Raw genomic sequence first — 20,997 nt, 5'->3', positions numbered from 1 at the left:
CCGTCACCGGCGGTTGGGCTGGGCGTCCCCAGGCTTCCCCGGCACGAGCTCCGCGAGCAGCGCGCGCCATGCCTCCCGCTCGCGCTCGGGCGCGACGAGGGGGCGGACGCGCTCGACGCCCGCGCGCAGCGCGGCGAGGAACGCGGCGTCCTCCTCGGCGCGCCGCAGGAGCTCGGCGAGCGCGCCGGCGTCGCCGACCGGGAAGAACCCGGGGTAATCGGGACCGAGCACCCCGATGGAGCCGGCGATCCGCGTCGAGAGCACCGGGACGCCCGACGCGAGCGCCTCCGAGACGGCGTTCGAGCCCCCCTCGAGGCGCGAGGTCACGACGAGCAGCGCGCTGCCCGCGAGCGTCGCGAGCGCCTCGGAGCGACGGCGCTCGCCGAGCCAGCGGTAGCGGGGGTTCCCCTCCATCTCGCGGCGGGCGCGCGCGTCCGCGCCGGCGTCGAGCGCGGCGCCGAGGTGGACGAGCTGCACACGCGAGCGGGGCGGGAGGCGGCGCACCGCCTCCGCGCCGAGGAAGGCGTCCTTCACCTCGCGGATATGGGCGAGCAGGCACACGCGGAGCGTGCCGTCCTCCGCGGGCTGCGGGCGGACCGGGTGCGCCGACTGGAAGATGGTCCGCACCTTGTGGCGGACCGCCGGCGGCAGCGCCTCGATCCCGAGGGGCTGGAGCACGGTGAGGCGCGTCGCCAGCTCCAGCGAGCGGCGGGCCTCCGGCGACGCGGGCAGATCCTGGTACAGATCGGTGCCGGCGAGGCCCACCACGAGCGGCGCGTCGGGGCGGCGCTCGCGGTAGCGGACGACGGAGGCGTGACTCTTCGTGGCGTGGAGCGCGACGAGCAGGTCGCAGCGCTGCCCGTCCCAACCCTCGGCGAGCGCGACGCGGTGGCCGAGCGCCCGGAGGTGGCCGGCCCAGCGGATCGCCGTCACGCGGTTGCCCTTGTGCGAGCCGCGCCGCGCGGGCGTGACCACGAAGATCGTCAGACGGCGCACGTGCGGAATCCGGCCCACTGATCGCGGCGGTCGGGCGTGTAGAAGTTGCGGAAGGTGTTCCAGGCGAGGCGCGGCTGGGTCGCGAAGCTCCCTCCCCGCAGCACCTTGTGCGTGCCGAACCACGGCTCCGAGTACTCGCGGTACGCGTCCGGCGAGAAGCCCGGATACGGGAGGAAGTCGCTCGCGGTCCACTCCCACACGTTGCCGAGGAGCTGCCGGCAGCCGAAGGCGCTGTCGCCCGCGGAGAGCGCGCCCACGTCGAGGGCGCCGAGCGCGGGGACGCCGAGGTGCGCGCGCGAGGGTTCGGGCGGCGCGTCGCCCCAGGGGAACCGGCGCTTTCGCGGCGCGAGCCGGCCGTCCGCCCCCGGCTCGCCGGCCGCGGCCGCCTCCCACTCCGCCTCCGTCGGCAGCCGCCGGCCCGCCCAGCGGCAGAAGGCCTGGGCCTCGAACCAGCTCACGTTCACTACCGGTCGATGCGGCTCGAGCGGCACCCACCGGTCGAAGTCGCGCCGGAACCAGCTCCCGCCGCGCCGCTCCCAGTACGCGGGCGCGCCCGCCCCGGTCGCCTCCCGCCAGCGCCACCCCTCCTCGGTCCACCACTCCCGGCGCCGGTAACCGCCGTCCTCCACGAACTCGGCGAAGCGCGCCTGCGTGACGGGCGCCCGCGAGATCCGGAACGGGGCGAGCTCCACGGCGTGCGCCCACTTCTCGTTGTCGAACACGAAGCCCTCTCCGCGCTCCGCGCCGAGCCGGAGCGTCCCCCCCGGCACCTCGACGTCGCCAGGCAGGTCGCCGCCGCCCGCCTCCGCCGGCGCGGCGCCCGACACCACCGGCGCGGCGTACCCGAGCGTCTGGTGCGTGAACGCCATCGCCTCGAAGTGCATGTCCTCGTGGAAGACGGTGAGCCGGACGAGATACGGGTCCGCCTCTCCGCGCCCGGCCAGCGAGAGCACGCCGGCCTCCACCCCCCGCAGGTAGTCGATGGTCTCGGCCAATCCGGGCAGCGGCAGCGACCAGCGGGTGTCGTGCGCCACGGCGAAGGAGTCGTAGAGGGCGTCGCCGTCCGCGCGCAGCGGCGGACGCCCCGCCCCGTGGCGGAGCACCCAGCGCTCCTGGAACCAGGCCACGTGCCCGAGCTCCCACAGAGGTGGGTTCACGATCGCCAGCCGCGGCCCGAGGAGCTGCTCCTCGGTCAGCGCCGAGGCGAGCTCCAGCGTCCTGCGCCTGGCGTCCGCGACCCATCCGGTGAGCGTCTCCCCCATGGTCGAGATCCTAGACACGCGGCGGCGCGTCTGCCGTGGACGGTTAGGATACGGGCGTGAGCGCCCTCCGCCTCGTCCCCCTCGGAGTCGGCGACGCGTTCTCCGCGGAGCGTTACTCCACCTGCCTCGCGCTCGGCGCCGGCGACCGCTGGCTGCTCGTGGACTGCCCCCATCCCATCCGCAAGATGATGCGCGAGGCCTCGCTCCGGAGCGGGCTGGAGCTCGACGTCGACCGCGTCGAGGCGGTCGCCCTCACGCACCTCCACGCCGACCACGCCTCGGGTCTCGAGGGGCTCGCGTACTTCAGCCACTTCGCGCTCGGTCGCCGGGCGCGGGTGGCCGCCCACCCCGAGGTGGCGCGCCGGCTCTGGGACGGGCACCTCGCCGCGGGGATGGAGCAGGTCGCGCTCGGCAGCGGCGCGCCGGTCTCCGCGCGCCTCGAGGACTTCTTCGAGCTCGTCCCGCTCGACGAGCGCGGCGCGGTGCGCGTCGGCCCCTTCGAGATCGAGTGCCGCTTCACGCGTCACCCCCTCCCGACGACGGCGTTCCGGATCGCCGCGGGAGGCCGGCGCGTGGCGTGCAGCGCGGACACCGCGTTCGATCCCGCGCTCGTCGCCTGGCTCGCCGAGGCCGACCTCGTGGTCCACGAGGCGGGCTTCGGCATCCACACGCCCCTGGAGCGGCTCGCGGCGCTGCCCCCGGAGCTGCGCGCCCGGCTGCGCCTCGCGCACTTCCCGGATCAGCTGGATCTCTCGGCCTGCGGGATCGAGCCCCTCGAGCAGGGGCGCGCCTACGACGTGTGACGCCCGGCGAGCGCTCGGCCGCCGGCGAGCGCCCCGCGAGGCGCCTGCGCATCTGCGCGACGACGCCGCGGTGGACGGCTAGCTCCCGTGGATGTCGGCCTCGACGCACGCGTGTCGAGGAGGAGGTAGCCATGGCGGTGTCGATGCAAGAGGGCCAGCAGGTCGGAGCCGCGGCGCGCGGGACGGAGAGCGGGCGGTCCTCGCAGGGCGAGGATCCCGCGCTGATCGCGAAGGACGAGATGCGCTGGGGGCCCGCGCCCGACGTCTTCCCGTCGGGCTGTCAGTTCTGCGTCCTCCACGGGGACCCGGGGGCGGATCGCCTGTTCTCGGTGCGGCTCAAGGTGGGCGACCGCTACGTCTTCGCGCCGCACAGCCATCCCTTCGACGAGCACGTGACGGTGATCTCGGGGCGCCTGCACCTCGGCAACGGGAGGACGCTCGACCGGAGCGCCGCGAGGGCGCTCGAGCCGGGCGACTACGCGTTCCTGCCGAAGGAGCAGTTCCACTGGGCGTGGGCGAGCACGGACGACACCGTCTTCCAGGTGGAGGCCGTCGGGCCCTTCGCGATCACCTACGCGAACCCCGAGGACGATCCGCGAAACCAGGGGACCGCGCACTGATCCGGAAGCCGTGGCGGACGCGGGGCTCGCGGCTGCCCGCGAGCGCCCGCGTCCGCTGCCCTCTCAGTGCGTCGCCGCCGTCGCCTCCTCGCCCGGCTTGATGAGGACCTTCGTGTACCCGGGCTCGCGCCGGTCGAAGCGCCGGTAGGCGTCCGGCGCCTCGCTGAGCGGGATGCGCCGCGAGACGATGAAGCTCGGCTTCGCCCGGCCGGCCACGACGAGATCGCGGAGCACGAGGCTGTAGTTCTTCACCGGCGTCTGCCCCATGCCGAGCTGGATGCCCTTCTCCCACAGCTTGCCCCACGGCAGCGTGTACGCCCCCCGCTTCGCCGCCCTGTCCTTGCCGCCCGGATCCTGCGGGAGGAAGACGCCGATGATGCCGAGCGCGCCGGTGGGGTTGATGATCTCCACGAGCTGCTCGGTGAGGGAGGTCGGCTGCTCCTTGCTCGGATCCTCGAAGTCCTTGGCCTGGTAGCCGACCGCGTCGATGCCGCACATGACGCCCGCCATCTTCTCCTCGCCGCGGCGCATCGAGCCGCGCACGAGCGGGTTCCCGAGGCGCAGGTCGCGGATCTGCTCGGCGGGCGAGCCCTGCCGGAAGTCGATGGCGATCGCCCCGATCTGCTGCGCCTTCTCCAGCCGCTCGGGGATGGCGTCGACGACGTACACCTCGGCGGCGCCCCGCAGCATCGCGCTGTACGCGGCGAGCAGGCCCACGGGCCCGGCGCCGAAGATCGCCACCGTGGAGCCGGGCTGCACCTTGGCCATCTCGGCGGCGTGGTAGCCGGTGGGGAAGATGTCGGAGAGGAGCAGGAAGTCGTCCTCGAGCTCGTCGCCCGGCTCGCCGGGCAGCTTGATGCAGTTGGCCTCGCCCCACGGGACGCGCAAGAGCTCGGCCTGTCCGCCCCGGTACGGCCCCATCCCCACGTAGCCGTACGCGGCCCCGGCCCCCTCCTCGTTCGTCACCAGGCAGGCGCTGGTGTAGCCGCGCGAGCAGTTGAAGCAGGTCCCGCAGGCGACGTTGAAGGGCAGGACCACGCGATCGCCCTTCTGCAGCTGCTGCACCGCGCTGCCCACCTCCTCGATGACCCCCATGTTCTCGTGCCCGAGCACCACCCCCGGCTCGGCGACGGTGCGGCCCTCGTACATGTGCAGGTCGCTGCCGCAGATGCCGGCGGTGGTGATGCGCACCAGCACGTCGGTCGCGCTCTCGATGCGCGGATCCTCGACCTTCTCCACCGCGACCTTCCCCGGCCCCTTCCACACCACTGCGCGCATGTCGCTCTCCTCCCGGAAAGCTGCAACATCGGCACGCGCGCCGGGCGACGCAGCGGGACAGGAAGCCATCCGGCCCCACGCCGCCGCGGCGCGAGGAAGGAGGGGGCGGTCATCCGGTCCTCGGGCGTCGCGGAGAGAGAAGGGTCGCGCTGCGCCCCGGAGTTCTGCTAATCGGGTCCGATGCTGTCGAAAGTGCTCGCCGCGCTGCGCTGCCCGCTGTGCGCGCTGGCGCTCGAGGAGGAGGCGTCGGGCACCGGCCACGCGCTGCGCTGCCCGTCCGGCCACGCCTTCGACGTCGCCCGCCAGGGCTACGCGAGCCTCGACACGGGGCGGCGGTCGCACCCGGGCGACTCGGCCGAGATGATCGCCGCGCGCGAGGCGTTCCTCGGCGCGGGGCACTACGCGTTCGTCTCCGAGGCGATCGTCGCGGCGGTGCGCGAGCGCTGGGGCGGCGACGGCCAACGCCTCGTGGTGGACGCGGGCGCGGGCACGGGGCAGCACCTCGCGGCGGTGCTCGATGCCCTGCCCGACGCCGTCGGGCTCGCCCTCGACGTGTCGAAGCCGGCGCTCCGTCGCGCTGCCCGGGCGCACCCGCGCGCCGCGGCGGCGCACTGCGACACCTGGGGCCGCCTGCCGCTCGCCGACGGGGCGGCGCGGCTCCTCCTGAACGTCTTCGCCCCGCGGAACGGCCCCGAGTTCGCGCGCGTCCTCGGGCAGGACGGCGCGCTCGTGGTGGTCACCCCAGCGCCCGAGCACCTCCACGAGCTCGTGGCCGCGCTGGGGTTGCTGTCCGTCGATCCCGAGAAGGCGGAGCGCGTCGCGGCAAGCCTGGGTGACCGGTTCGCGCTCGCGCGCGAGGCGCACGTTGCGCGCGAGCTGGCGCTCACGCACGCCGAGGCGCGGACGCTCGTGGCCATGGGCCCCAGCGCGTGGCACGCCGATCCGGCCGCGGTCGCCGACCGGCTCGGCGCGCTCCGGGAGCCGGTGCGGGTGCGCGCGGCGGTCACCGTCCGGACTTATCGGGCACTCGCTCCGGGAGCGGCTCGCTGACCGCACCGCGGCGGTGGGCGCCCCGGCGTGCGTGCGCCCGCGACGGGCGCGGCCCCGCGGGCGCTCGTGGTCCGGCCGCCGCCGCGCGGCGTCACCTGTCCCTGCGGGCGCGGGCACCACATCTTCACGGCAGGGGGAGACCACGTGACGGCCACGATTGCGATGACGAAGAAGGCTGCGTTCGTCCCGATGCGGGCGGCGCTCGGCGCGACGATGCTCTACCACGGGGCGCAGAAGCTGCGCGGCCCCGAGGAGGCCGCCGGAATGTTCGAGTCGCTCGGGTTCAAGCCCGGCGAGCGCTGGGCGCGGGTGACCGGTCTCGCGGAGGTGTTCGGCGGGGCGACGGCGATCCTGGGCATCGGCACGCGCCTCGGCGCCCTCGCGGTGCTCGCGACCCAGGCCATGGCGATCGCGAAGGTGCACGGGCCGAAGGGCTTCTCCAACCTGAGCGGCGGCTACGAGTTCAACCTGGCGCTCATCGGGATGGCCGCGACCCTGCTGGCCGCCGGGCCCGGGGTGATCTCCGCGCACGAGCTCCTCGAGCGGCGGGTCGAGCGTCCCGCCTGGGCGCTCGCCCGGCCGCGCCGGCGCCGGGCGCTCCGGTTCGTGAAGCTGCTGAAGTAGCCGACGCGGCTCGGTCAGCCAGTCCGGGCGGCGCGCCCGCACAGCGCGGCGTTCGCGACGATCCCGACGCACACCGAGGCGCCGCACGCGGCCACGACCGCCGGCCAGCCCCCGGCCTGCCACGCCAGGCCCGGCAGCGCCGACCCGAGCGTGCCGCCCAGGTAGTAGAAGGCGAGGTAGAGCGCGCTCGCGCCGCCCTTGGCGGTGCGCGCGGTGGCGTTCACGAAGGCCGGGACCACCGCCTGCGCCGTGAACGTGCCGAGCACCAGCACCACGAGGCCGAGCACGACGAGCGGCAGCGGGCCCGCCAGGGCGAGCGCCATCCCGAGCCCCTCGCCCGCGAGCCCGACGGCGATGAGGCGCCGCGGCGGCACGCGGCCCGAGAGCCTGCCCGCGAGCGGCGAGGCCACCACCCCGGCGGCGTAGACGAGGTAGACGCTCGACACCGCCCCGGTGGAGAGCGCGTAGGGCGGCGCGGACAGGCGGTACGGCAGGTACGTGAAGATCCCGATCCAGCCGAAGAACAGGGAGAGGCCGACGAGGTAGGCGCCCACGAGGCGCGGATCGCGCAGGTGGCGCAGCATCCCGGCGTAGGCCGCGACGAGCCCGTGCCGGGCCGCGCGCGTCCCCGGCGCGAGCCCGCGCGCGAGCACCACCGCGGCCGCGAGCGTGAGGCCCGCGAACGCCACGAACGCCGCGCGCCAGCCGAGGTGCGCCGCGATCGCGCCCGAGGCCACGCGCCCGACGAGCCCTCCCACCACCGAGGCGGCGATGATGCCGCCGACCACGCGCCCGAGCTCGCCCGGAGGAAAGCGGTCTCCCGCGTACGCGATGGACACGGCCGTCATGCCCGGCACGAGCGCCCCCTGAGCGGCCCGGAGCGCGACGAGCGCGCCGAAGGACGGCGCCGCGGCGCAGGCGAGCGTCGCGAGCGAGAGGAGCGCGGTGGCGCCGGCCATGACGCGGCGGCGCCCGAGCGCGTCGGAGAGCGGTCCGTAGAGGCTCGACGCGACCGCGATGGCGAGGACCACCGCGGAGACGGTGAGCCCCGCCCGTGCGGGCCCGACGCCGAACTCCCCCGAGAGCAGCGGGAGGATCGGCTGCGTCACGTACATGTCCGAGTAGGCGGCGACCGTCCCTGCGTACAGCGCGAGGCGCTCACGATCCATCGCGGGCACGATACCCGCGGAGGCGCCCGCGGTCACCGCACCCGGAAGCTCGCCAGCGCCCCGTCGAACGTGCCGAGGTCCTGCTCGAAGTAGTGCCGCGCGGGCGCGACGTAGGCGATCTGCCAGGCGTGATCCTCGATCATCACCCCGCACAGGACCACCTTCACCTTGAGGCCGAAGGCGTCCTTGAACGCGACCGTCGTGCGGAACCCGGGCGCCCCGGCGATGGTCGCCGGGCGCGTCTCCAGCACCTTGAGCCCGTTCGCCGAGCCGTCGCTGCGCAGGTCGTCGAGGAGGACCTCGGCGAGCTCGTGCGGGCGCATCCCCTCCGCCACCGTCTTCTTCGTGTGCGGCAGCGGCTTGCCGGGGTCCACCCGCCGGATCTTGATCGACTGCAGGTTGAAGCCGTCGCGCGTCGCGACCAGGCCGTCCTCGACGCGGTTGAGCTTCATCCAGTCGTCGGGGAGGACCATGGAGATGCGCGGCCCGAACCAGTTGCCGGAGTCGTACTTGCCGCCCACCTCGCGCCAGGGCGCCTCGTCGTGGAGGCACCCCGACGCGAGCGCGGCGACGCACGCGAGCGTCGCGAGCCGGATCCTCATGGTCCCCTCCCCTCGAGCGCCGCGAGGTCCCCCTCGATCCAGGCGCGATCCACGGCGTCCGGGCTGAGCTTCAGGTACGCGCGGAGCGCCGCCCGGGCGCCCTCGCGATCGTTTCGCCTGGCGAGCGCGAGCCCGAGCCCGCGCTGCGCCTCGGGGCAGCGCGCGTCGAGCTCGACGGCCTTGCGGTAGTGCGCGAGCGCGCCGGCCTCCGCTCCGTCGCCGCCGCGCTGCCGCGCCACGTCCCCGAGGAGCGCGTGCCCCTCCGCGGCCTTGGGGCGGAGGGCGAGGTACGCGCGGGCGCCGCGCTCCGCCGGCCCGAAGCGTCCGGCGGCGAGATCGAGGCGCGCGTTGGCGAGCACGAGCTCGCGGATCGCGCCCTGGTAGCGCTCCCGGCCGCGGTCGCCGCCGCTGCGGCCCGCGTAGCGGGTGGCGAGCAGCGTGCGGTAGCTCTCCATCCGCTCCTCGAGGCGCGGGTGCGTGGAGAACAGGAAGGGCTCCTCGATCTCCTCCTCCTTCACCCACGCGGCGAGGTGCTCGAAGGGCCGCGTCGCCTCCGCGACGTCCCACCCGCCCGCCGCGACGAGCGCGAGCCCCTCCTCGTCGGCCTCGCGCTCGAGGTCGCGCGAGTAGCCGGTGACCGCCGCCTTGGTGCCGAGCTCGCCCAGGCCGAACGGCAGGGCGGAGGCGAGCGCGGCGCCGTGCTTGAAGGTGCGGTACTCGACGATGGCGTGCCGGTTCACGGCGTGCACGAGCTCGTGCCCGAGCACGACCGCGAGCCGCGCCTCGTTCTCCAGCCGCGCGAGCAGCCCCATCGTCACGAACACCCCGCCGTCGGGCGACACGAAGGCGGACAGGCTCGGCGACTCGATGACGCGCACGCGCACGTCCAGCTTGCCCAGCGCGGCGCCGGGCGTGAGGCGGCGGGCGACGCCGAGCAGGTAGCGCTCGAGCGGGGCCTCCCCGAGCACGGCGCCGCTCTTGCGCGCGCGGGCGTCCATCTCGGCGGCCTCCTTCCAGAGGCGGCGCTCGTCGCGCTCCATCGCGAAGCTCGGGGCGGACACGGGCGGCAGCCGCGCCGCGCGCGGCGGCGCGACGGCGCACGCGGCGGAGAGGAGGGCCGCGGCGGCGATCAGCCAGGCGCGGGGGGTCACGGCGCCGCCGTCCCGGGCAGCTCGGAGAGGAGCTTCTCGACGGACTCCCGGACGTCCGCGTCCTGCCGCAGGTCGATCCCGGCGCCGCCCCACACGTCGAACCAGACGACGTTCCCGGCCCGGTCCACGAGCCCGAGCGTGAGCAGCGCCATGGCGCGCATGCCGGCGAGCATCCCGAGCTTCCGCCCGTCCGAGCCGACGCGATCCTGGCCCGCGGCGACGAGCAGCACGTCCGCGCCGGCCCGATCGAGGATCTTGCCGATCGGGCCGACGCCGTACTCGAACCGCTCCACCTTGTGCGGGAACGTGTACGGCGGATAGGCGTAGAGCCAGATCGCCTCCGCGACCTCGGCGTAGAGGAGCCGCACGTCGTCGAGCTCGTCGTCGGTCTTCCAGGTCATCACCTTCGGGTGCAGCCCTCGCGCCCGCAGGCCGTCGGAGAGCGCCGCGACGACGTTCCGCTTTCCCTGCTCCGTCCACTCCTCGTGCTCCTCCTCGACGTTCCCGGGGGAGATCTCGAGGATCCGGATCGCGGGCAGGACGCCCACCGTCTTCACCCCCTGCCGCCAGGTCTCGGCGCCGGGGCGCGCGCGGTGATAGGGCATGCAGCCTGCGGCCGCGGCGAGCAGCATCACCAGCAGTACGCGTCTTCCCACGGTTCCCTCCCGGAGACGGCGCGGAGCGTAGCCCACGCAGGGTGTCGGCCGCGAGGGGCGCGGGGTGGGTCTCGCGCGCACGCGGAGTCAACGTCCGCCGATATCGCGGAGCGTCGGCGCGGCGTCGTGGCCACGCCTTGACGAGGCCCCGCGAGCGAGGCGGCCGCCGAGGCGACCGCGGCCGGTCGCCTCCCGCTCCGGTGAGCCGCCCGGGCAGCCCCAAACGGCCGGTGCCACGGCCGCTTTCGCGAGCCATCAACGAGTTTTCACGCTCGGCTCGAATCCCTACCCCTTGCTGGGCAGTGACGCGGAGTGGAGGTCCCATTGCCCGAACGAGCAGCCGACGTGTCACGCGGGGCCGTGACGCCCGGGGGACCCAGGGTGCAGGCGCCCCAGAACCTCGCGGCGGGCGCGAGCCTCGTCGCCCTGGCGCTCTTCGCCTGGTGGGCGGGCGCCGAGCTCGAGACCGGGACGCTCCGCTCGATGGGCCCCGGCATGCTGCCGCGCGCCGTCACCGTCCTCGTCGGGCTCACCGGCCTGGCGCTCGTGGTGCTGTCGCTCGTGAAGGAGGGCGACCCCCTCGGCCGCTGGCCGCTGCGCGGCCCGTTCTTCGTGGCCCTGGCGGTGGTGGCCTTCGCGCTCTCGATCCGCACGGTGGGGCTGGCGCTGGCGGGGCCCCTCGTCGCGCTCGTGTCCGGCGCGGCCTCGCCCGAGACGCGCTGGAAGGAGCTCGTCGTCTTCGCGATCGTCATCACCGCCTTCTGCATCGGGCTGTTCCGGTACGCGCTGCATCTCCCCATCCCCATCCTCGTCCTGCCGGGCTTCGTGATCTGAGGGCCGGGTGAGCGACCTCTTCCAGCACCTCGCGCTCGGCTTCTCGGTCGCGCTCTCCGCGCAGAACCTGCTGCTCGCGCTGACGGGCTGCTTCGTCGGCACGCTCGTGGGCGTGCTGCCCGGCGTCGGCCCCATCGCGACCATCACGATGCTGCTGCCGGTCACGTTCGGCCTCGATCCGGTGGGCGCGATCATCATGCTCGCGGGCATCTACTACGGCGCGCAGTACGGCGGCTCGACGACCGCCATCCTGGTGAACATCCCGGGCGAGGTGACCGCGGTGGTCACCACCCTCGACGGGCACGAGATGGCGAAGCAGGGCCGCGCCGGCGCCGCGCTGGGCGTCGCGGCGCTGGGGTCGTTCTTCGCCGGCTGCGTGGCCACCCTGGTGGTCGCCGCCGCCGCGGTGCCGCTCACGCGCGTCGCCCTGCTCTTCGGCTCCGCCGAGTACTTCTCCCTCATGGCGGCCGGGCTGGTGTTCGCCATCGTGCTCGCGCGCGGCTCGCTCCTCAAGGCGATCGGGATGATCCTCGTCGGCCTCCTCCTCTCCACGGTGGGGACCGACCTCGAGACGGGCGTCGAGCGCATGACCTTCGGGTACGCGCCCCTGGCGGACGGGCTCGACTTCGCGGTGCTCGCCATGGGCATCTTCGGGCTCGCCGAGGTGCTGCGGAACCTGGAGGTGACCGAGCACCGCGACGTGGTGAAGAGGCCGATCGGACGCGTGCTCCCGTCCATGGCCGAGCTCCGCCAGTCGGCGCGCCCCATCGTGCGCGGCAGCCTCCTCGGCTCCGCGCTGGGGGTCCTGCCCGGCAACGGCGCCGTGCTCGGCCCCTTCGCCTCCTACGCCCTCGAGAAGAAGCTCGCGAAGGACCCGCGCCGCTTCGGGCGCGGGGCCATCGAGGGCGTGGCCGGGCCCGAGTCGGCCAACAACGCGGGCGCGCAGACCTCGTTCATCCCGCTCCTCGCCCTGGGCATCCCGCCGAACGCGGTCATGGCGCTCATGGTCGGCGCGATGACGATCCACGGCATCGTGCCCGGGCCGCTCGTGATGACCCGCAACCCCTCGCTGTTCTGGGGCGTGGTCGCGAGCATGTGGATCGGCAACCTCATGCTGCTCGTCATCAACCTCCCGCTCGTCGGGGTGTGGGTGCGCCTCGTGAAGGTGCCCTACCGCCTGATGTACCCGGCCATCCTGGTGTTCTCCTGCATCGGGATCTACTCGGTGAACAACTCGCCCGCGGACGTGCTCTTCACCGCGGGGCTGGCCGTGATCGGCTGGGCGCTCACGAAGCTGGGCTTCGAGACCGCGCCGCTGCTGCTCGGCTACGTGCTCGGGCGCCTCATGGAGGAGAACCTGCGGCGCGCGCTCGCCATCGCGCGCGGCGATCCCGCCGTCTTCGTCCAGCGGCCGGTCAGCGCCGCGCTGCTGGCGGTGGCGGCGCTGGTCCTGATCCTCGCCGTGGTCCCCTCGCTGCGCAAGAAGCGCGACGAGGTCTTCGTGGAGTGAGCGCGCCCAGGGTGGGCGCGAGGGAGGAGTCTCGATGGAGCCGAGAGTGTGGAGGTTCGTGAAGACGCTGCTCGCCGCGGTGGCCGCCGCGGCGCTGCTCGCACCCGCCTCGCCGCGGGCCGCCTACCCCGAGCGGCCCATCACCATGATCGTCCCGTTCGCCGCGGGCGGTCCGACGGACGTCGTCGCCCGCATCGTCGCCGACGACATGTCGCGCACCCTCGGTCAGCAGATCGTGATCGAGAACGTCGCCGGCGCGGGCGGCACGACCGGCATCACGCGCGCGTCCCAGGCGCCGCCGGACGGCTACACCATCATGATGGGCCACATGGGCACGCACGGGGCGGCGCCCGCCGTCTACCCCAACCTCAAGTACGATCCGGTGAAGGACTTCGCGCCCATCGGCCTCGCCTCCGGCACGCCGATCCTGATCGTCGCCCGCAAGGACTTCCCGGCGAAGGACCTGAAGGAGTTCATGGCGTACGCGAAGCAGAACGGCTCGAAGCTGAACGAGGCGCACGCGGGCGTGGGCTCCGTCTCCTTCAGCACCTGCACGGTCTTCAACTCGCTCGTCGGCGTGAAGCCGACGCGCGTGGTCTACCGCGGCACCGGCCCCGCCTTGAACGACCTGGTCGCCGGACAGGTGGACTACATGTGCGATCAGATCCCGAGCCTGGTGCCGCAGATCCAGGCGGGGACCATCAAGGCGTACGCGGTGGCGCTGCCCGAGCGCTCCCCGGCGCTGCCGAACGTTCCCACCACCAAGGAGGCCGGCCTGCCGGAGTTCCAGGTGAGCGCCTGGAACGCGATCTTCGCGCCCAAGGGGACGCCCCCCGAGGTCACGAAGAAGCTCAACGGCGCGCTCGTGAAGGCGCTCAAGGATCCCGGCACGCGGAAGCGTCTCCTCGACCTCGGCGGCGACCTCTCCAACGAGGACGCCCAGACGCCGGAGGGGCTGCGCAAGCTCGTCGAGAGCGAGGTGGCGCGCTGGTCGAAGGCGCTGAAGGGCGCCGGCAGCGCCGAGGCCAAGTAGCGCCTCGGCCCGGCGCGCACCCGCGGGCTCGGAAATGGAGGGGACCCTCGGCGTCGGCGCGGCGCGGTAGGCTCCCCGTCCACCCGCCGCCGCCGAGGTCCGATGCCCCGCACGAACGCCGCCCTGCCTCTCCTCTGTCTCGCCGCCGCCGCCGTCGCGACCGCACCCGCGACGGCGGCGGCCTGGTCCGAGCCGGGGCACCGGATCGTGGCGGCGATCGCGGAGGAGCGGCTCGGCCCCTCCGCGCGGCGGCTCGTGCGGGAGGTCCTCGGCGCCACGCCCATGTCGAACGCCGACGTGGCCGGCTGGGCCGACGCGCAGCGCGATCCCGCGACGAGGGCCTGGCACTACGTGAACATCCCCCTCGCCGCGGCGTTCGACCCCGCCCGCGACTGCCCGCGCGAGGCGTGCGTGGTGGCCGCGCTCGAGCGCGCGATCGCCGAGCTGCGCGACGGCGAGGGCGCGGCCCGGCGCGCGGACGCGTTCCGCTGGCTCGTGCACCTCGTCGCGGACGTCCACCAGCCGCTGCACGCGGGCGACGGGCGCGACCGCGGCGGCAACGACCTGCCGACGCGGCGCGAGCGCGCCCGCGGGCAGCCGCGCCCGTTCCACCGCGTGTGGGATCAGGACGTGCTCGGGCCGATCCTCCGGCGGCGCGGCACCGTCGCCGCCGCCCGCGCGCTCGCCCGCGACATCGGACCCGCGGAGGCGGCGCGCTGGGCCGCGCGCCCCTCGCCCGCCGAGTGGGCGGACGAGTCGCACGCGCTCGCGCGCGCGCTGTACGCCGAGCTCGGGCCGCTCCCGCGCGACGGGCGCATCGTGCTCCTGCCGCGCGAGTACGCGGACCGGCAGCGAGCGCGAACGGAGCTGCAGCTCCAGAAGGCCGGCGTCCGGCTCGCCGCGCTCCTCGAGCGGATCGCGGCGGCGCGAGCGGTCCGGCTCGGCGCCGCCGGCCGCTGACGGTGTGAGCGCTACCCCAGCCAGTGCGGGTTCTGGGTCGTCCCGTCGTACTCCTCGGTGGTCTTGTAGAGCTCGTTCGCGCCTCCCTGCCCCGCCGGGGCGGTGCGGGCGAGCAGCTCGTCCACGCGCTCCTCCGGGAACGTCTGGAACGCCCGCGCGACCCGCAGCGCCTGCTCGACGCGCTCGACGGAGTCGCAGCCGGTCACCACCACGCTCGCGGGCAGGCTCAGCGCGTAGCCGAGGCACTCCTCGGGGGAGGCGATGCCCCGCTTGACGATCCGCGCGTCTGCCATGGGCTTCATGCCGATGATCCCGATGTTCTTCTGGACCAGCACCGGCAGGACGTTCCGCTCGAAGCTGTCGTGGTGCGCGTCGAGGACGTTGAGCGGCATCTGCACGGTGTCGAACGCGAAGCCGTGCTCCTCCGCCACGCGCAGCATCTCGAGGTGCCAGCGCGGCGACTTGTGCCCGGTGAAGCCGATGAAGCGGATCTTGCCCGCCTGCCGGGCGGCGACGAGCGCCTCGACCGCGCCCCCCGCGGCGAAGCAGCGCTCGGGGTCGGTCGGCCGGATCACCTCGTGGATCTGCATGAGCTCCACGCGGTCGGTGCGCAGGCGCTGGAGCGACTCGTCGATCTGCCGCGCCGCGGTCACCGCGTCGCGGCCGTCGATCTTGGACATGAGGAAGACCTTCTCCCGGTAGCCGTCCTGGAGCGCCTTCCCCATCCGCCGCTCGCTCTCGCCGTCGTTGTAGTCCCAGCAGTTGTCGAGGAAGGTGATCCCGCCGTCGATCGCGGTCCGGACGATGCGGACGCTCTCCTCCTCCGTCTCCTGCGTTCCCATGTGGTAGCCGCCCAGCCCGACGATCGAGACCGCGACGCCCGTGCGGCCGAGCATCCGCTCTGGCAGGGGCCCCGCGCCCGCGGGGGCGTCGGGCGTCCCCTCCTCCACTCCGCCGTGGGCGGTCTGGGTGTGGCCGCCGCAGGCGGCGAGCGGCACGAACGTCGCCGCTGCGGCCAGCTCCAGGAACTCTCGGCGCGTCATGGCGGACCTCCTCGTCGAGAAGATGCGCGCGGCGCTGGCGCCGGGCGAACTCGCTCACCGGGGGGATCCGAACCTGGGAGCGCCTCCTCGTCCCGGCGGCGGCCCACGTGCGGCGGCGGCACGTATCACCCCCCACCATCTCCCCCGTTCGCCCCGGACCCGCTGCGAGCACGTTCACGTGGGAGCGCCACGCAGGCGTCCGGTCGCACTTTCCGTGAATGCAACGAGGGGGCGCCGTCCCGCGGGCGGGGGACGTTCGTGTGCGGGGCGAAGTGGCGACCGGCCGAGGCGACCCACGCGCGACGACTTGAACGCACGTTCACCGGAGCGCCGGCGACCGGGGGTGGGTCGCCAGTCCGTTTGGGCGGTGAAGAGGGGGGCGGAGCCGCTCGCGGCGCCGGCCGCGGGATCAGCGGCCGCGGCGCCGGCTGGAGCGCGGCGCGCGCCGCAGGCGCGCAGGCACCGGGACCGCCGCCAGCCGAGCCTGTCCGTTTCGACGAGCCAGGGCGAGGCCCGCGAGCACGAGGAGCGACACGGCGATCAGCGCGGCGAGGAACGTGGTCACGAACACCTCCGGGAGGACGAGGGATCGAACCGCTCGCACCTCGTCGCCATTCCTCCCGTCGAAAGCCGGCGATCGCGGGCGGCGAGCGAGCCCTCGCCCGGCGCCTCGCCGCGCACGGCTCGTCTTCGCCGCCCCGCCGCGACGGCCGCTCGCGCGCGGGGGGAACGCGCTAGGGCGCCGGCCGGTACGTCGCCGCCTGCGCGTCGGCGCGAGACGCTTGACCCGACGTGAAGTGGAACATGCAGGCGTCGTCCGTGTAGTCCATGAAGTTCGTGATGGGATCGGGACCGGGGTAGCGCTTCCCGTTGCAGGTGTCGCGTCCCGTCGGACAACCGTACGCCGCGGAGCGCTCGGCGTTGGTGTCGGTGACGCTGTCGCCGCTCGGGCACCCGCCCTGGAACGTGTGGTAGAGGCCGAGCCAGTGCCCGACCTCGTGCGTGCCGGTGTCGCCCTCGTCGTACGGGGCGGCGCCGCCACCGGGCAGCGAGGAGTAGAGGAGCACGACCCCATCCATCCGCGGGCTCGAGGCGTAGCTCCACGGGAAGGTCGCCCAGCCGAGGAGGCCGCCGCCGGGGTCGCAGCTGTAGACGTTCAGCGTCCCCGCGCCGCCGACGCGCAGCGCCGTCTTCATCTGCGCCTCCACCGACGAGACGTCGCACGAGCCGAACCAGGTGGCGTTGGTCGTGCGCGTGACGCCCGCGAGCGTGAAGGTGAACGCCGTGGGCGTGCCGCCCGTGCGGCCCGCGAAGGCGTCGTTCAGCACCCGCAGCTGCGCGTCGATGAGCGCCTGCGGCACGTCCCCGTTCGCGAGCCCCGATCCCCGGTTCACCACGTGGAACCAGACGGGGACGGCGACCGAGCCCGCCGCGCGCGCCGCGGCGCCCTCCGCGTTCGAGGTGCGGAGCTTCGCGTCCACCTCGCGGGAGACGCGCTCCAGGTCCCGGGCGCTCGGGTTCTCCGTGCCGCAGCTGCGGATCTGGCGGCTCGCCGCGAGGGCCTGGTCCTCGGCCGCGAGGTTGGGATCGGTGCGGGCTCCTTCGCAGCCGGCCAGGACGGCGGCAGCGAGCGCGACGGCGAGCAGCGAGCGGTTCGAAAGCAAGGACGCCTCCTCGAGTCGGGAGGAGGCATGGTAGGGGTCGATATTGCGTCGGGTCAACGTGCCCCACCCCGTCAGGACGGGGCACACCCGACCCAGCGCGCTGCCATGTATGCGTGAACGGGCGCCCTTCGTACCGGAGGGCCAGTCGCAGGGCTCCGGGGAGCGGGTGCCAGAAGCACCAGCACTCCCGTGAAGTCTCCGTCCGCTCAGCCGCGGGTGAGGGGCGAGACGTGCGCCGCGAGCCGGCGATCGGCGCCGTTCATGTGCGCGGCGAGCGCGCCGCGCAGCTCCAGCGCGGAGGTCGTGGCGAGCGCCTCGTCCCCGCTCGAGAACGAGCGCTGCAGCTCGCGCATCTGCTCGAGGAACGCGCCGTGCTCGCCCGCGTGCGCGTCGCGCTCGGGGAACGCGCTGCCCTCCATGAGCAGCTCCTCGCTGCCGAAGTGCGCGACGCTGTAGGCGAGGAGCTGGTCCGCGAGACGGCGCGCCATCCACGGGCGACCGCGCTCGACCGCGTCCACGAAGGCGCTCACGAGCCCGATCTGCAGGTGGTGATCGTGATCCATCGCCTCGTGGCCGACGTCGAGCTTCTCGTTCCAGGCGTGCGTCTCCACCATGACCGCCTCCTCGTCCGGATGATCGCGCGCTCTCCCATTCCCGGCGGGCGCGCGCACCTCAACGCCCGCCCGGGGGCGACCTCCCCCACCCGCCAGGACGGGGTGATGCCTCGCGCTCAATGCAGGGGCGGCGCTTCCGGCCGCTCCCCTCGCGGCGCCGCCTCGACGGCGGCCGGCTCACCGCGCTCGAGCGCGGCGCGATCCCAGCCGCCGAGCTCGGTCGCCGCCTCGTAGGTCGTCTCGAGGAACTCCATGAGGCGCCGCTCCGGCTCCGCGTCGGCGCGGACGGCGGCGTAGGGCAGGATGAACTCGCGCAGCGCCCGATGGTAGTGGGCTTCCGCGGGGCGCACCGGGGCGTCGGCGAACGCGGCCGGCTCCGGCGCGGCGTACGCGTAGAAGGCGGCGTCGTCCATCACGCCTCCGCCCGGCCAGAAGCCGAAGGACACCACCTCGTGCGAGTAGGCCTCGCGCGTGATGCCGTCCGCCCCCGGCCGCTCCGGCGCGCGGCGCCCGGAGAAGAGCGTGACCGCGAGATCGAAGCTGCCCCAGAAGAAGTGGACCGGGCTCGCCTTGCCGATGAAGCGAGCCCGGAACTCCCCGAGCACCCGGCTCGAGGCGAGCAGCACCCGCCAGAAGCGCTGCGCCCACTCCGCGTCGTAGGAGGCGTGCACGTCGTCCTTCTCGAACGGGATCGGGTTCGGGATCTCCACCGGCGTCGTGCGGATGGGCACGTCGATCGCGAGGTCGCGCAGCATCCCCATGAGACGCGCGTGGAACTGCGCGACCGTCTGCGGGACGAGCGGCATCGCCCCGAACGTCCCGTCGCTGGTGGTGACCTCGAGCTGGTGGTCGAGGAGGTCGAGCGCGATCTCGAAGCCCGTGGGCCCGTGGAACATGAGCGAGGTGGTGAGCCCGCGCGCCGTCGGGTAGAGCGGCACGTTCCACCAGTGGTTCACGAGCGGCGTCGAGGCGAGGCGCACCTTGCCGATGACCTGCGTCCACATGTGCAGCGTCTCGCAGGTGCCACGCCAGCGCGCCAGCGGCAGCTCCGGCCAGGCGATGTGATCGCGCATCGGTCCCCTCCTCGCGTGCTTCGCGTGCCCATCAAGCTGGGCAACCGAGGAGCCCGGACGCTAGCGCCAGGTGGAGCCCGAAGCGGTCGAGCGAGCGAAGTCTGGCCGGACGAGCGGTGAGCTTGCCCGCCCGCTGTGCGGCAGGGCCGGCGCGGAATCCCCGCGGAGCAGCCCCGCTCGGATCACAGCGTGGAGGCCCCGCGCGAATCACCGCGGGAGGGGCCCCGCGCGAACGCCCGCCGGAGAAGGTGGGGCCCCGACGACGGCGGTCAGCCGTCGTCGGGGCGGGGGCGCTGCCCCCGTGCTAACTGGGGTTCGGCACGTCGATGTGCAGCTCGACGCGGCGGTTCTTGGCCCGCCCTTCCTTCGTCGCGTTGTCGGCGATGGGCTTCGTCTCGCCGTTGCCGACCACGGTGATCTGCTCCTCGCGCACGCCGCGGGAGACGAGCACCGTCCGCACCGAGTCGGCGCGCTTGCGGGAGAGCGCCTCGTTCAGCGAGTCGGAGCCGGAGGAGTCGGTGTGGCCCTCGATCCGGATCCGGTCGTCCGCGTACTTCGCGAGGATGTCGCCCACTTGCGTGAGCTGCGTCACGGCCTCGCCCTTGAGGTCGGCGCTGTTGGTGTCGAACAGGATGTCGTTCTTCATGTTGACGAGGATCCCGTTCTCGGTGCGCTTCGTCTCGGCGACCTTCTCGAGCTCCTTGTGCTGCTTGTCGAGATAGAGCCCGACGGAGCCGCCGGCGAGGGCGCCGACGCCGGCGCCGATCAGGGCGCCCTTCTTGCCGCCCGCGAGCGCGCCGATTCCGGCGCCCAGCGCCGCGCCCGCGCCGCCGCCGATCGCGGTGCGCTTTCCGGCGGTGCCGCAGCCGATGAGGGTGACGAGGGTCGCGAGCGCGATGACCCGGTTGGACCGGAGGTGCATTTTCGAGTTCTCCCTTTCAGTTGCCCGGCAGCCGAGCCGACGCCCGACACGAGCGCCGCCCCCCGACCGCACGAACGGGACGCGGCGGCAGTCTACCCGGTCGGAGCGCCGGACCCAACGCCAGGAAGGCCTGGGCTAGCTCTGAAGGCTGGCCGGCAGGGGGCCGGGCGTCCCCGCCGGGACCTCCACCTCACCGGGGGCGAGGCTCGCCGCCGCGAGGAGCACGAGCGACACGAAGACCAGATCCGCCAGCAGCAGGTGGACGAGCTGCAGCCACACCGGCGCGAGCAGCAGCACGTTGACCGCGCCCGCCAGGAGCTCGATCGCGACGAGCAGCAGGAGGGACAGGGCGGCGCGGCGCACGCGCGGATCGGGCCGATGTCGCAGCGCCATGCGCGCCACGAGCAGCAGCACCGCGGCCGCCGCGACGGCGGCGAACGGGTGCAGGATGCGGAGGCGGAGGAGCACGTGCGCCTCGGTCGAGAGCTCCTGGCGCAGCCCCTCGGCGAAGCTCGTCGTCGGGAAGAGCGTGTCGCCCAGCGCGGCGATCGCGCCGGTGACGCCGGCGAGGATCACCGTCACGAAGGCGAGCCAGAGCGCGCCGGCGACGACGCCGCGCTCGCCGAAGCGCATGCCGCCTGGCCGCGCGCTCCAGTCGGCGGTGAGGGTGAGGGCGCCGAGGAGGAGGAAGGTGTTCGTGAGGTGGACGCCCATCACCCAGCCGCGGGCGAACGAGGTGTCCTTCGCCACCCAGCCGAAGAGGACGAGCCCGGCGCCCACCAGCGCCTCGAGGATCATGAGCCCGAGCGACGCCCACGCCGCCTTCCGCGCCGGATGACCGCCCGGGAACGCGCGGACGGCCCACGCCACCAGCGCCACGACGAGCAGGAGGGCGATGCCGCTCGTGGCACGATGCGTGAATTCGATGACGGTCTCGACCGCCGGCGCCCGGGGCACCACCGCCCCGTTGCACATCGGCCAGTGCTTGCCGCAGCCCGCGCCCGAGCCGGTGGCGCGGACGAAGGCGCCCCACGCGACGACGAGCAGGTTGTAGCCGAGCACCGCCCAGGCGAAGCGGGTGAACGCGCGCATGCGGCAGACAAACCACCGCGCCCGCCGCTCCGCAACGGCGC

Annotated in this window: 22 protein-coding genes; 8 read left to right on the top strand and 14 right to left on the bottom strand. The window is 74.3% G+C overall.

What is annotated here, in order from left to right; translation table 11 throughout:
• Positions 1–3 precede the first annotated feature (3 nt).
• The gene (gene senB, locus ANAE109_RS02885) at positions 4–996 is read right to left on the bottom strand and encodes a selenoneine biosynthesis selenosugar synthase SenB (protein ID WP_234945230.1); all 993 of its coding nucleotides are present in this window, start codon (positions 994–996) and stop codon (positions 4–6) included.
• Entirely contained in the window at positions 984–2,258 is a 1,275-nt protein-coding gene (gene senA, locus ANAE109_RS02880) for a selenoneine synthase SenA (RefSeq protein ID WP_011984884.1), read from the bottom strand. The genes senB and senA overlap by 13 nt, the downstream gene beginning before the upstream one ends.
• A gap of 56 nt (positions 2,259–2,314) precedes the next feature.
• Between senA and ANAE109_RS02875 the strand changes: the two genes are divergently transcribed.
• Together ANAE109_RS02875 and ANAE109_RS02870 are read left to right on the top strand one after the other, a co-directional pair.
• The gene (locus ANAE109_RS02875) at positions 2,315–3,061 is read left to right on the top strand and encodes an MBL fold metallo-hydrolase (RefSeq protein WP_011984883.1); all 747 of its coding nucleotides are present in this window, start codon (positions 2,315–2,317) and stop codon (positions 3,059–3,061) included.
• A 131-nt stretch (positions 3,062–3,192) separates the two neighbouring features.
• Entirely contained in the window at positions 3,193–3,681 is a 489-nt protein-coding gene (locus ANAE109_RS02870) for a cupin domain-containing protein (protein WP_011984882.1), read from the top strand.
• A 63-nt stretch (positions 3,682–3,744) separates the two neighbouring features.
• Here the strand turns inward: ANAE109_RS02870 and ANAE109_RS02865 are convergent, their stop codons facing one another.
• Positions 3,745–4,959 (bottom strand): glutathione-independent formaldehyde dehydrogenase, encoded by a 1,215-nt coding sequence (locus ANAE109_RS02865; RefSeq protein WP_011984881.1) that lies wholly within the window; start codon positions 4,957–4,959, stop codon positions 3,745–3,747.
• 180 nt (positions 4,960–5,139) lie between these two features.
• Between ANAE109_RS02865 and ANAE109_RS02860 the strand changes: the two genes are divergently transcribed.
• Both ANAE109_RS02860 and ANAE109_RS02855 read left to right on the top strand, forming a co-directional pair.
• Positions 5,140–6,009, top strand: a complete 870-nt coding sequence (locus tag ANAE109_RS02860; protein ID WP_011984880.1) for a putative RNA methyltransferase — start codon at positions 5,140–5,142, stop codon at positions 6,007–6,009.
• A 162-nt stretch (positions 6,010–6,171) separates the two neighbouring features.
• Positions 6,172–6,633 (top strand): DoxX family protein, encoded by a 462-nt coding sequence (locus ANAE109_RS02855; protein WP_041448086.1) that lies wholly within the window; start codon positions 6,172–6,174, stop codon positions 6,631–6,633.
• Between the two features lie 14 nt (positions 6,634–6,647).
• Here the strand turns inward: ANAE109_RS02855 and ANAE109_RS02850 are convergent, their stop codons facing one another.
• From ANAE109_RS02850 to ANAE109_RS25185, 4 genes are read right to left on the bottom strand one after another with little or no spacing between them, the layout of a single operon-like run.
• Positions 6,648–7,802: an MFS transporter gene (locus ANAE109_RS02850; RefSeq protein WP_011984878.1), complete on the bottom strand. Its 1,155-nt coding sequence runs from the start codon at positions 7,800–7,802 to the stop codon at positions 6,648–6,650.
• Positions 7,803–7,834: 32 nt separating this feature from the next.
• Positions 7,835–8,404 (bottom strand): hypothetical protein, encoded by a 570-nt coding sequence (locus ANAE109_RS02845; protein ID WP_011984877.1) that lies wholly within the window; start codon positions 8,402–8,404, stop codon positions 7,835–7,837.
• On the bottom strand, positions 8,401–9,555 hold the full coding sequence (locus ANAE109_RS25190; RefSeq protein WP_011984876.1) for a M48 family metallopeptidase: 1,155 nt from the start codon (positions 9,553–9,555) through the stop codon (positions 8,401–8,403). Before ANAE109_RS25190 ends, ANAE109_RS02845 begins: the two co-directional genes overlap by 4 nt.
• Entirely contained in the window at positions 9,552–10,211 is a 660-nt protein-coding gene (locus tag ANAE109_RS25185; RefSeq protein ID WP_158305864.1) for a hypothetical protein, read from the bottom strand. The genes ANAE109_RS25190 and ANAE109_RS25185 overlap by 4 nt, the downstream gene beginning before the upstream one ends.
• A 345-nt stretch (positions 10,212–10,556) precedes the next feature.
• Here ANAE109_RS25185 and ANAE109_RS02830 point away from each other — a divergent pair, with 345 nt between their 5' ends.
• From ANAE109_RS02830 to ANAE109_RS23205, 4 genes are all read left to right on the top strand, one after another.
• Entirely contained in the window at positions 10,557–11,045 is a 489-nt protein-coding gene (locus ANAE109_RS02830) for a tripartite tricarboxylate transporter TctB family protein (RefSeq protein ID WP_041448085.1), read from the top strand.
• A 7-nt stretch (positions 11,046–11,052) separates the two neighbouring features.
• On the top strand, positions 11,053–12,555 hold the full coding sequence (locus ANAE109_RS02825) for a tripartite tricarboxylate transporter permease (RefSeq protein WP_011984873.1): 1,503 nt from the start codon (positions 11,053–11,055) through the stop codon (positions 12,553–12,555).
• A 34-nt stretch (positions 12,556–12,589) separates the two neighbouring features.
• Complete coding sequence (locus tag ANAE109_RS02820; RefSeq protein WP_011984872.1) at positions 12,590–13,588, top strand: tripartite tricarboxylate transporter substrate binding protein BugD; 999 nt, start codon at positions 12,590–12,592, stop codon at positions 13,586–13,588.
• A 102-nt stretch (positions 13,589–13,690) separates the two neighbouring features.
• Complete coding sequence (locus tag ANAE109_RS23205; protein ID WP_011984871.1) at positions 13,691–14,548, top strand: S1/P1 nuclease; 858 nt, start codon at positions 13,691–13,693, stop codon at positions 14,546–14,548.
• An 11-nt stretch (positions 14,549–14,559) separates the two neighbouring features.
• On the opposite strand, the gene ANAE109_RS02810 is transcribed toward ANAE109_RS23205, so the two are convergent.
• The 7 genes from ANAE109_RS02810 to ANAE109_RS02785 form a co-directional block, all read right to left on the bottom strand.
• A complete protein-coding gene (locus ANAE109_RS02810; protein WP_011984870.1) occupies positions 14,560–15,591 on the bottom strand; it encodes an aldo/keto reductase in 1,032 nt (343 codons plus the stop codon).
• Positions 15,592–16,000: 409 nt separating this feature from the next.
• Positions 16,001–16,195, bottom strand: coding sequence for a hypothetical protein (locus ANAE109_RS25180; RefSeq protein ID WP_158305863.1), 195 nt, complete (start codon positions 16,193–16,195; stop codon positions 16,001–16,003).
• Between the two features lie 130 nt (positions 16,196–16,325).
• Positions 16,326–17,255: a zinc metalloprotease gene (locus tag ANAE109_RS02805; RefSeq protein ID WP_234945229.1), complete on the bottom strand. Its 930-nt coding sequence runs from the start codon at positions 17,253–17,255 to the stop codon at positions 16,326–16,328.
• A gap of 206 nt (positions 17,256–17,461) precedes the next feature.
• Positions 17,462–17,869 carry a bacteriohemerythrin gene (locus ANAE109_RS02800; protein WP_011984868.1) on the bottom strand — a complete coding sequence of 136 codons (408 nt, stop codon included), beginning with the start codon at positions 17,867–17,869 and terminating at the stop codon, positions 17,462–17,464.
• A 116-nt stretch (positions 17,870–17,985) separates the two neighbouring features.
• Complete coding sequence (locus ANAE109_RS02795; RefSeq protein WP_011984867.1) at positions 17,986–18,942, bottom strand: DUF5996 family protein; 957 nt, start codon at positions 18,940–18,942, stop codon at positions 17,986–17,988.
• Between the two features lie 304 nt (positions 18,943–19,246).
• Positions 19,247–19,864: an OmpA family protein gene (locus tag ANAE109_RS02790; RefSeq protein ID WP_011984866.1), complete on the bottom strand. Its 618-nt coding sequence runs from the start codon at positions 19,862–19,864 to the stop codon at positions 19,247–19,249.
• Between the two features lie 135 nt (positions 19,865–19,999).
• Positions 20,000–20,956: a COX15/CtaA family protein gene (locus ANAE109_RS02785; protein WP_041448084.1), complete on the bottom strand. Its 957-nt coding sequence runs from the start codon at positions 20,954–20,956 to the stop codon at positions 20,000–20,002.
• Positions 20,957–20,997 lie beyond the last annotated feature (41 nt).

It is taken from the genome of Anaeromyxobacter sp. Fw109-5, from assembly GCF_000017505.1.
GTDB lineage: Bacteria > Myxococcota > Myxococcia > Myxococcales > Anaeromyxobacteraceae > Anaeromyxobacter.
This window is presented reverse-complemented; position numbering and strand designations above follow the sequence as displayed.

Coding starts and splice junctions, on each gene's coding strand:
- ANAE109_RS02860 (WP_011984880.1), top strand. CDS start 5,140: ATGCTGTCGAAAGTGCTCGCCGCGCTGCGCTGCCCGCTGTGCGCGCTG.
- ANAE109_RS02845 (WP_011984877.1), bottom strand. CDS start 8,404: ATGAGGATCCGGCTCGCGACGCTCGCGTGCGTCGCCGCGCTCGCGTCG.
- ANAE109_RS02790 (WP_011984866.1), bottom strand. CDS start 19,864: ATGCACCTCCGGTCCAACCGGGTCATCGCGCTCGCGACCCTCGTCACC.
- ANAE109_RS02800 (WP_011984868.1), bottom strand. CDS start 17,869: ATGGTGGAGACGCACGCCTGGAACGAGAAGCTCGACGTCGGCCACGAG.
- ANAE109_RS02855 (WP_041448086.1), top strand. CDS start 6,172: ATGACGAAGAAGGCTGCGTTCGTCCCGATGCGGGCGGCGCTCGGCGCG.
- ANAE109_RS02810 (WP_011984870.1), bottom strand. CDS start 15,591: ATGACGCGCCGAGAGTTCCTGGAGCTGGCCGCAGCGGCGACGTTCGTG.
- ANAE109_RS02820 (WP_011984872.1), top strand. CDS start 12,590: ATGGAGCCGAGAGTGTGGAGGTTCGTGAAGACGCTGCTCGCCGCGGTG.
- ANAE109_RS23205 (WP_011984871.1), top strand. CDS start 13,691: ATGCCCCGCACGAACGCCGCCCTGCCTCTCCTCTGTCTCGCCGCCGCC.
- ANAE109_RS02850 (WP_011984878.1), bottom strand. CDS start 7,802: ATGGATCGTGAGCGCCTCGCGCTGTACGCAGGGACGGTCGCCGCCTAC.
- ANAE109_RS02870 (WP_011984882.1), top strand. CDS start 3,193: ATGGCGGTGTCGATGCAAGAGGGCCAGCAGGTCGGAGCCGCGGCGCGC.
- ANAE109_RS02865 (WP_011984881.1), bottom strand. CDS start 4,959: ATGCGCGCAGTGGTGTGGAAGGGGCCGGGGAAGGTCGCGGTGGAGAAG.
- senA (WP_011984884.1), bottom strand. CDS start 2,258: ATGGGGGAGACGCTCACCGGATGGGTCGCGGACGCCAGGCGCAGGACG.
- ANAE109_RS02785 (WP_041448084.1), bottom strand. CDS start 20,956: ATGCGCGCGTTCACCCGCTTCGCCTGGGCGGTGCTCGGCTACAACCTG.
- ANAE109_RS02795 (WP_011984867.1), bottom strand. CDS start 18,942: ATGCGCGATCACATCGCCTGGCCGGAGCTGCCGCTGGCGCGCTGGCGT.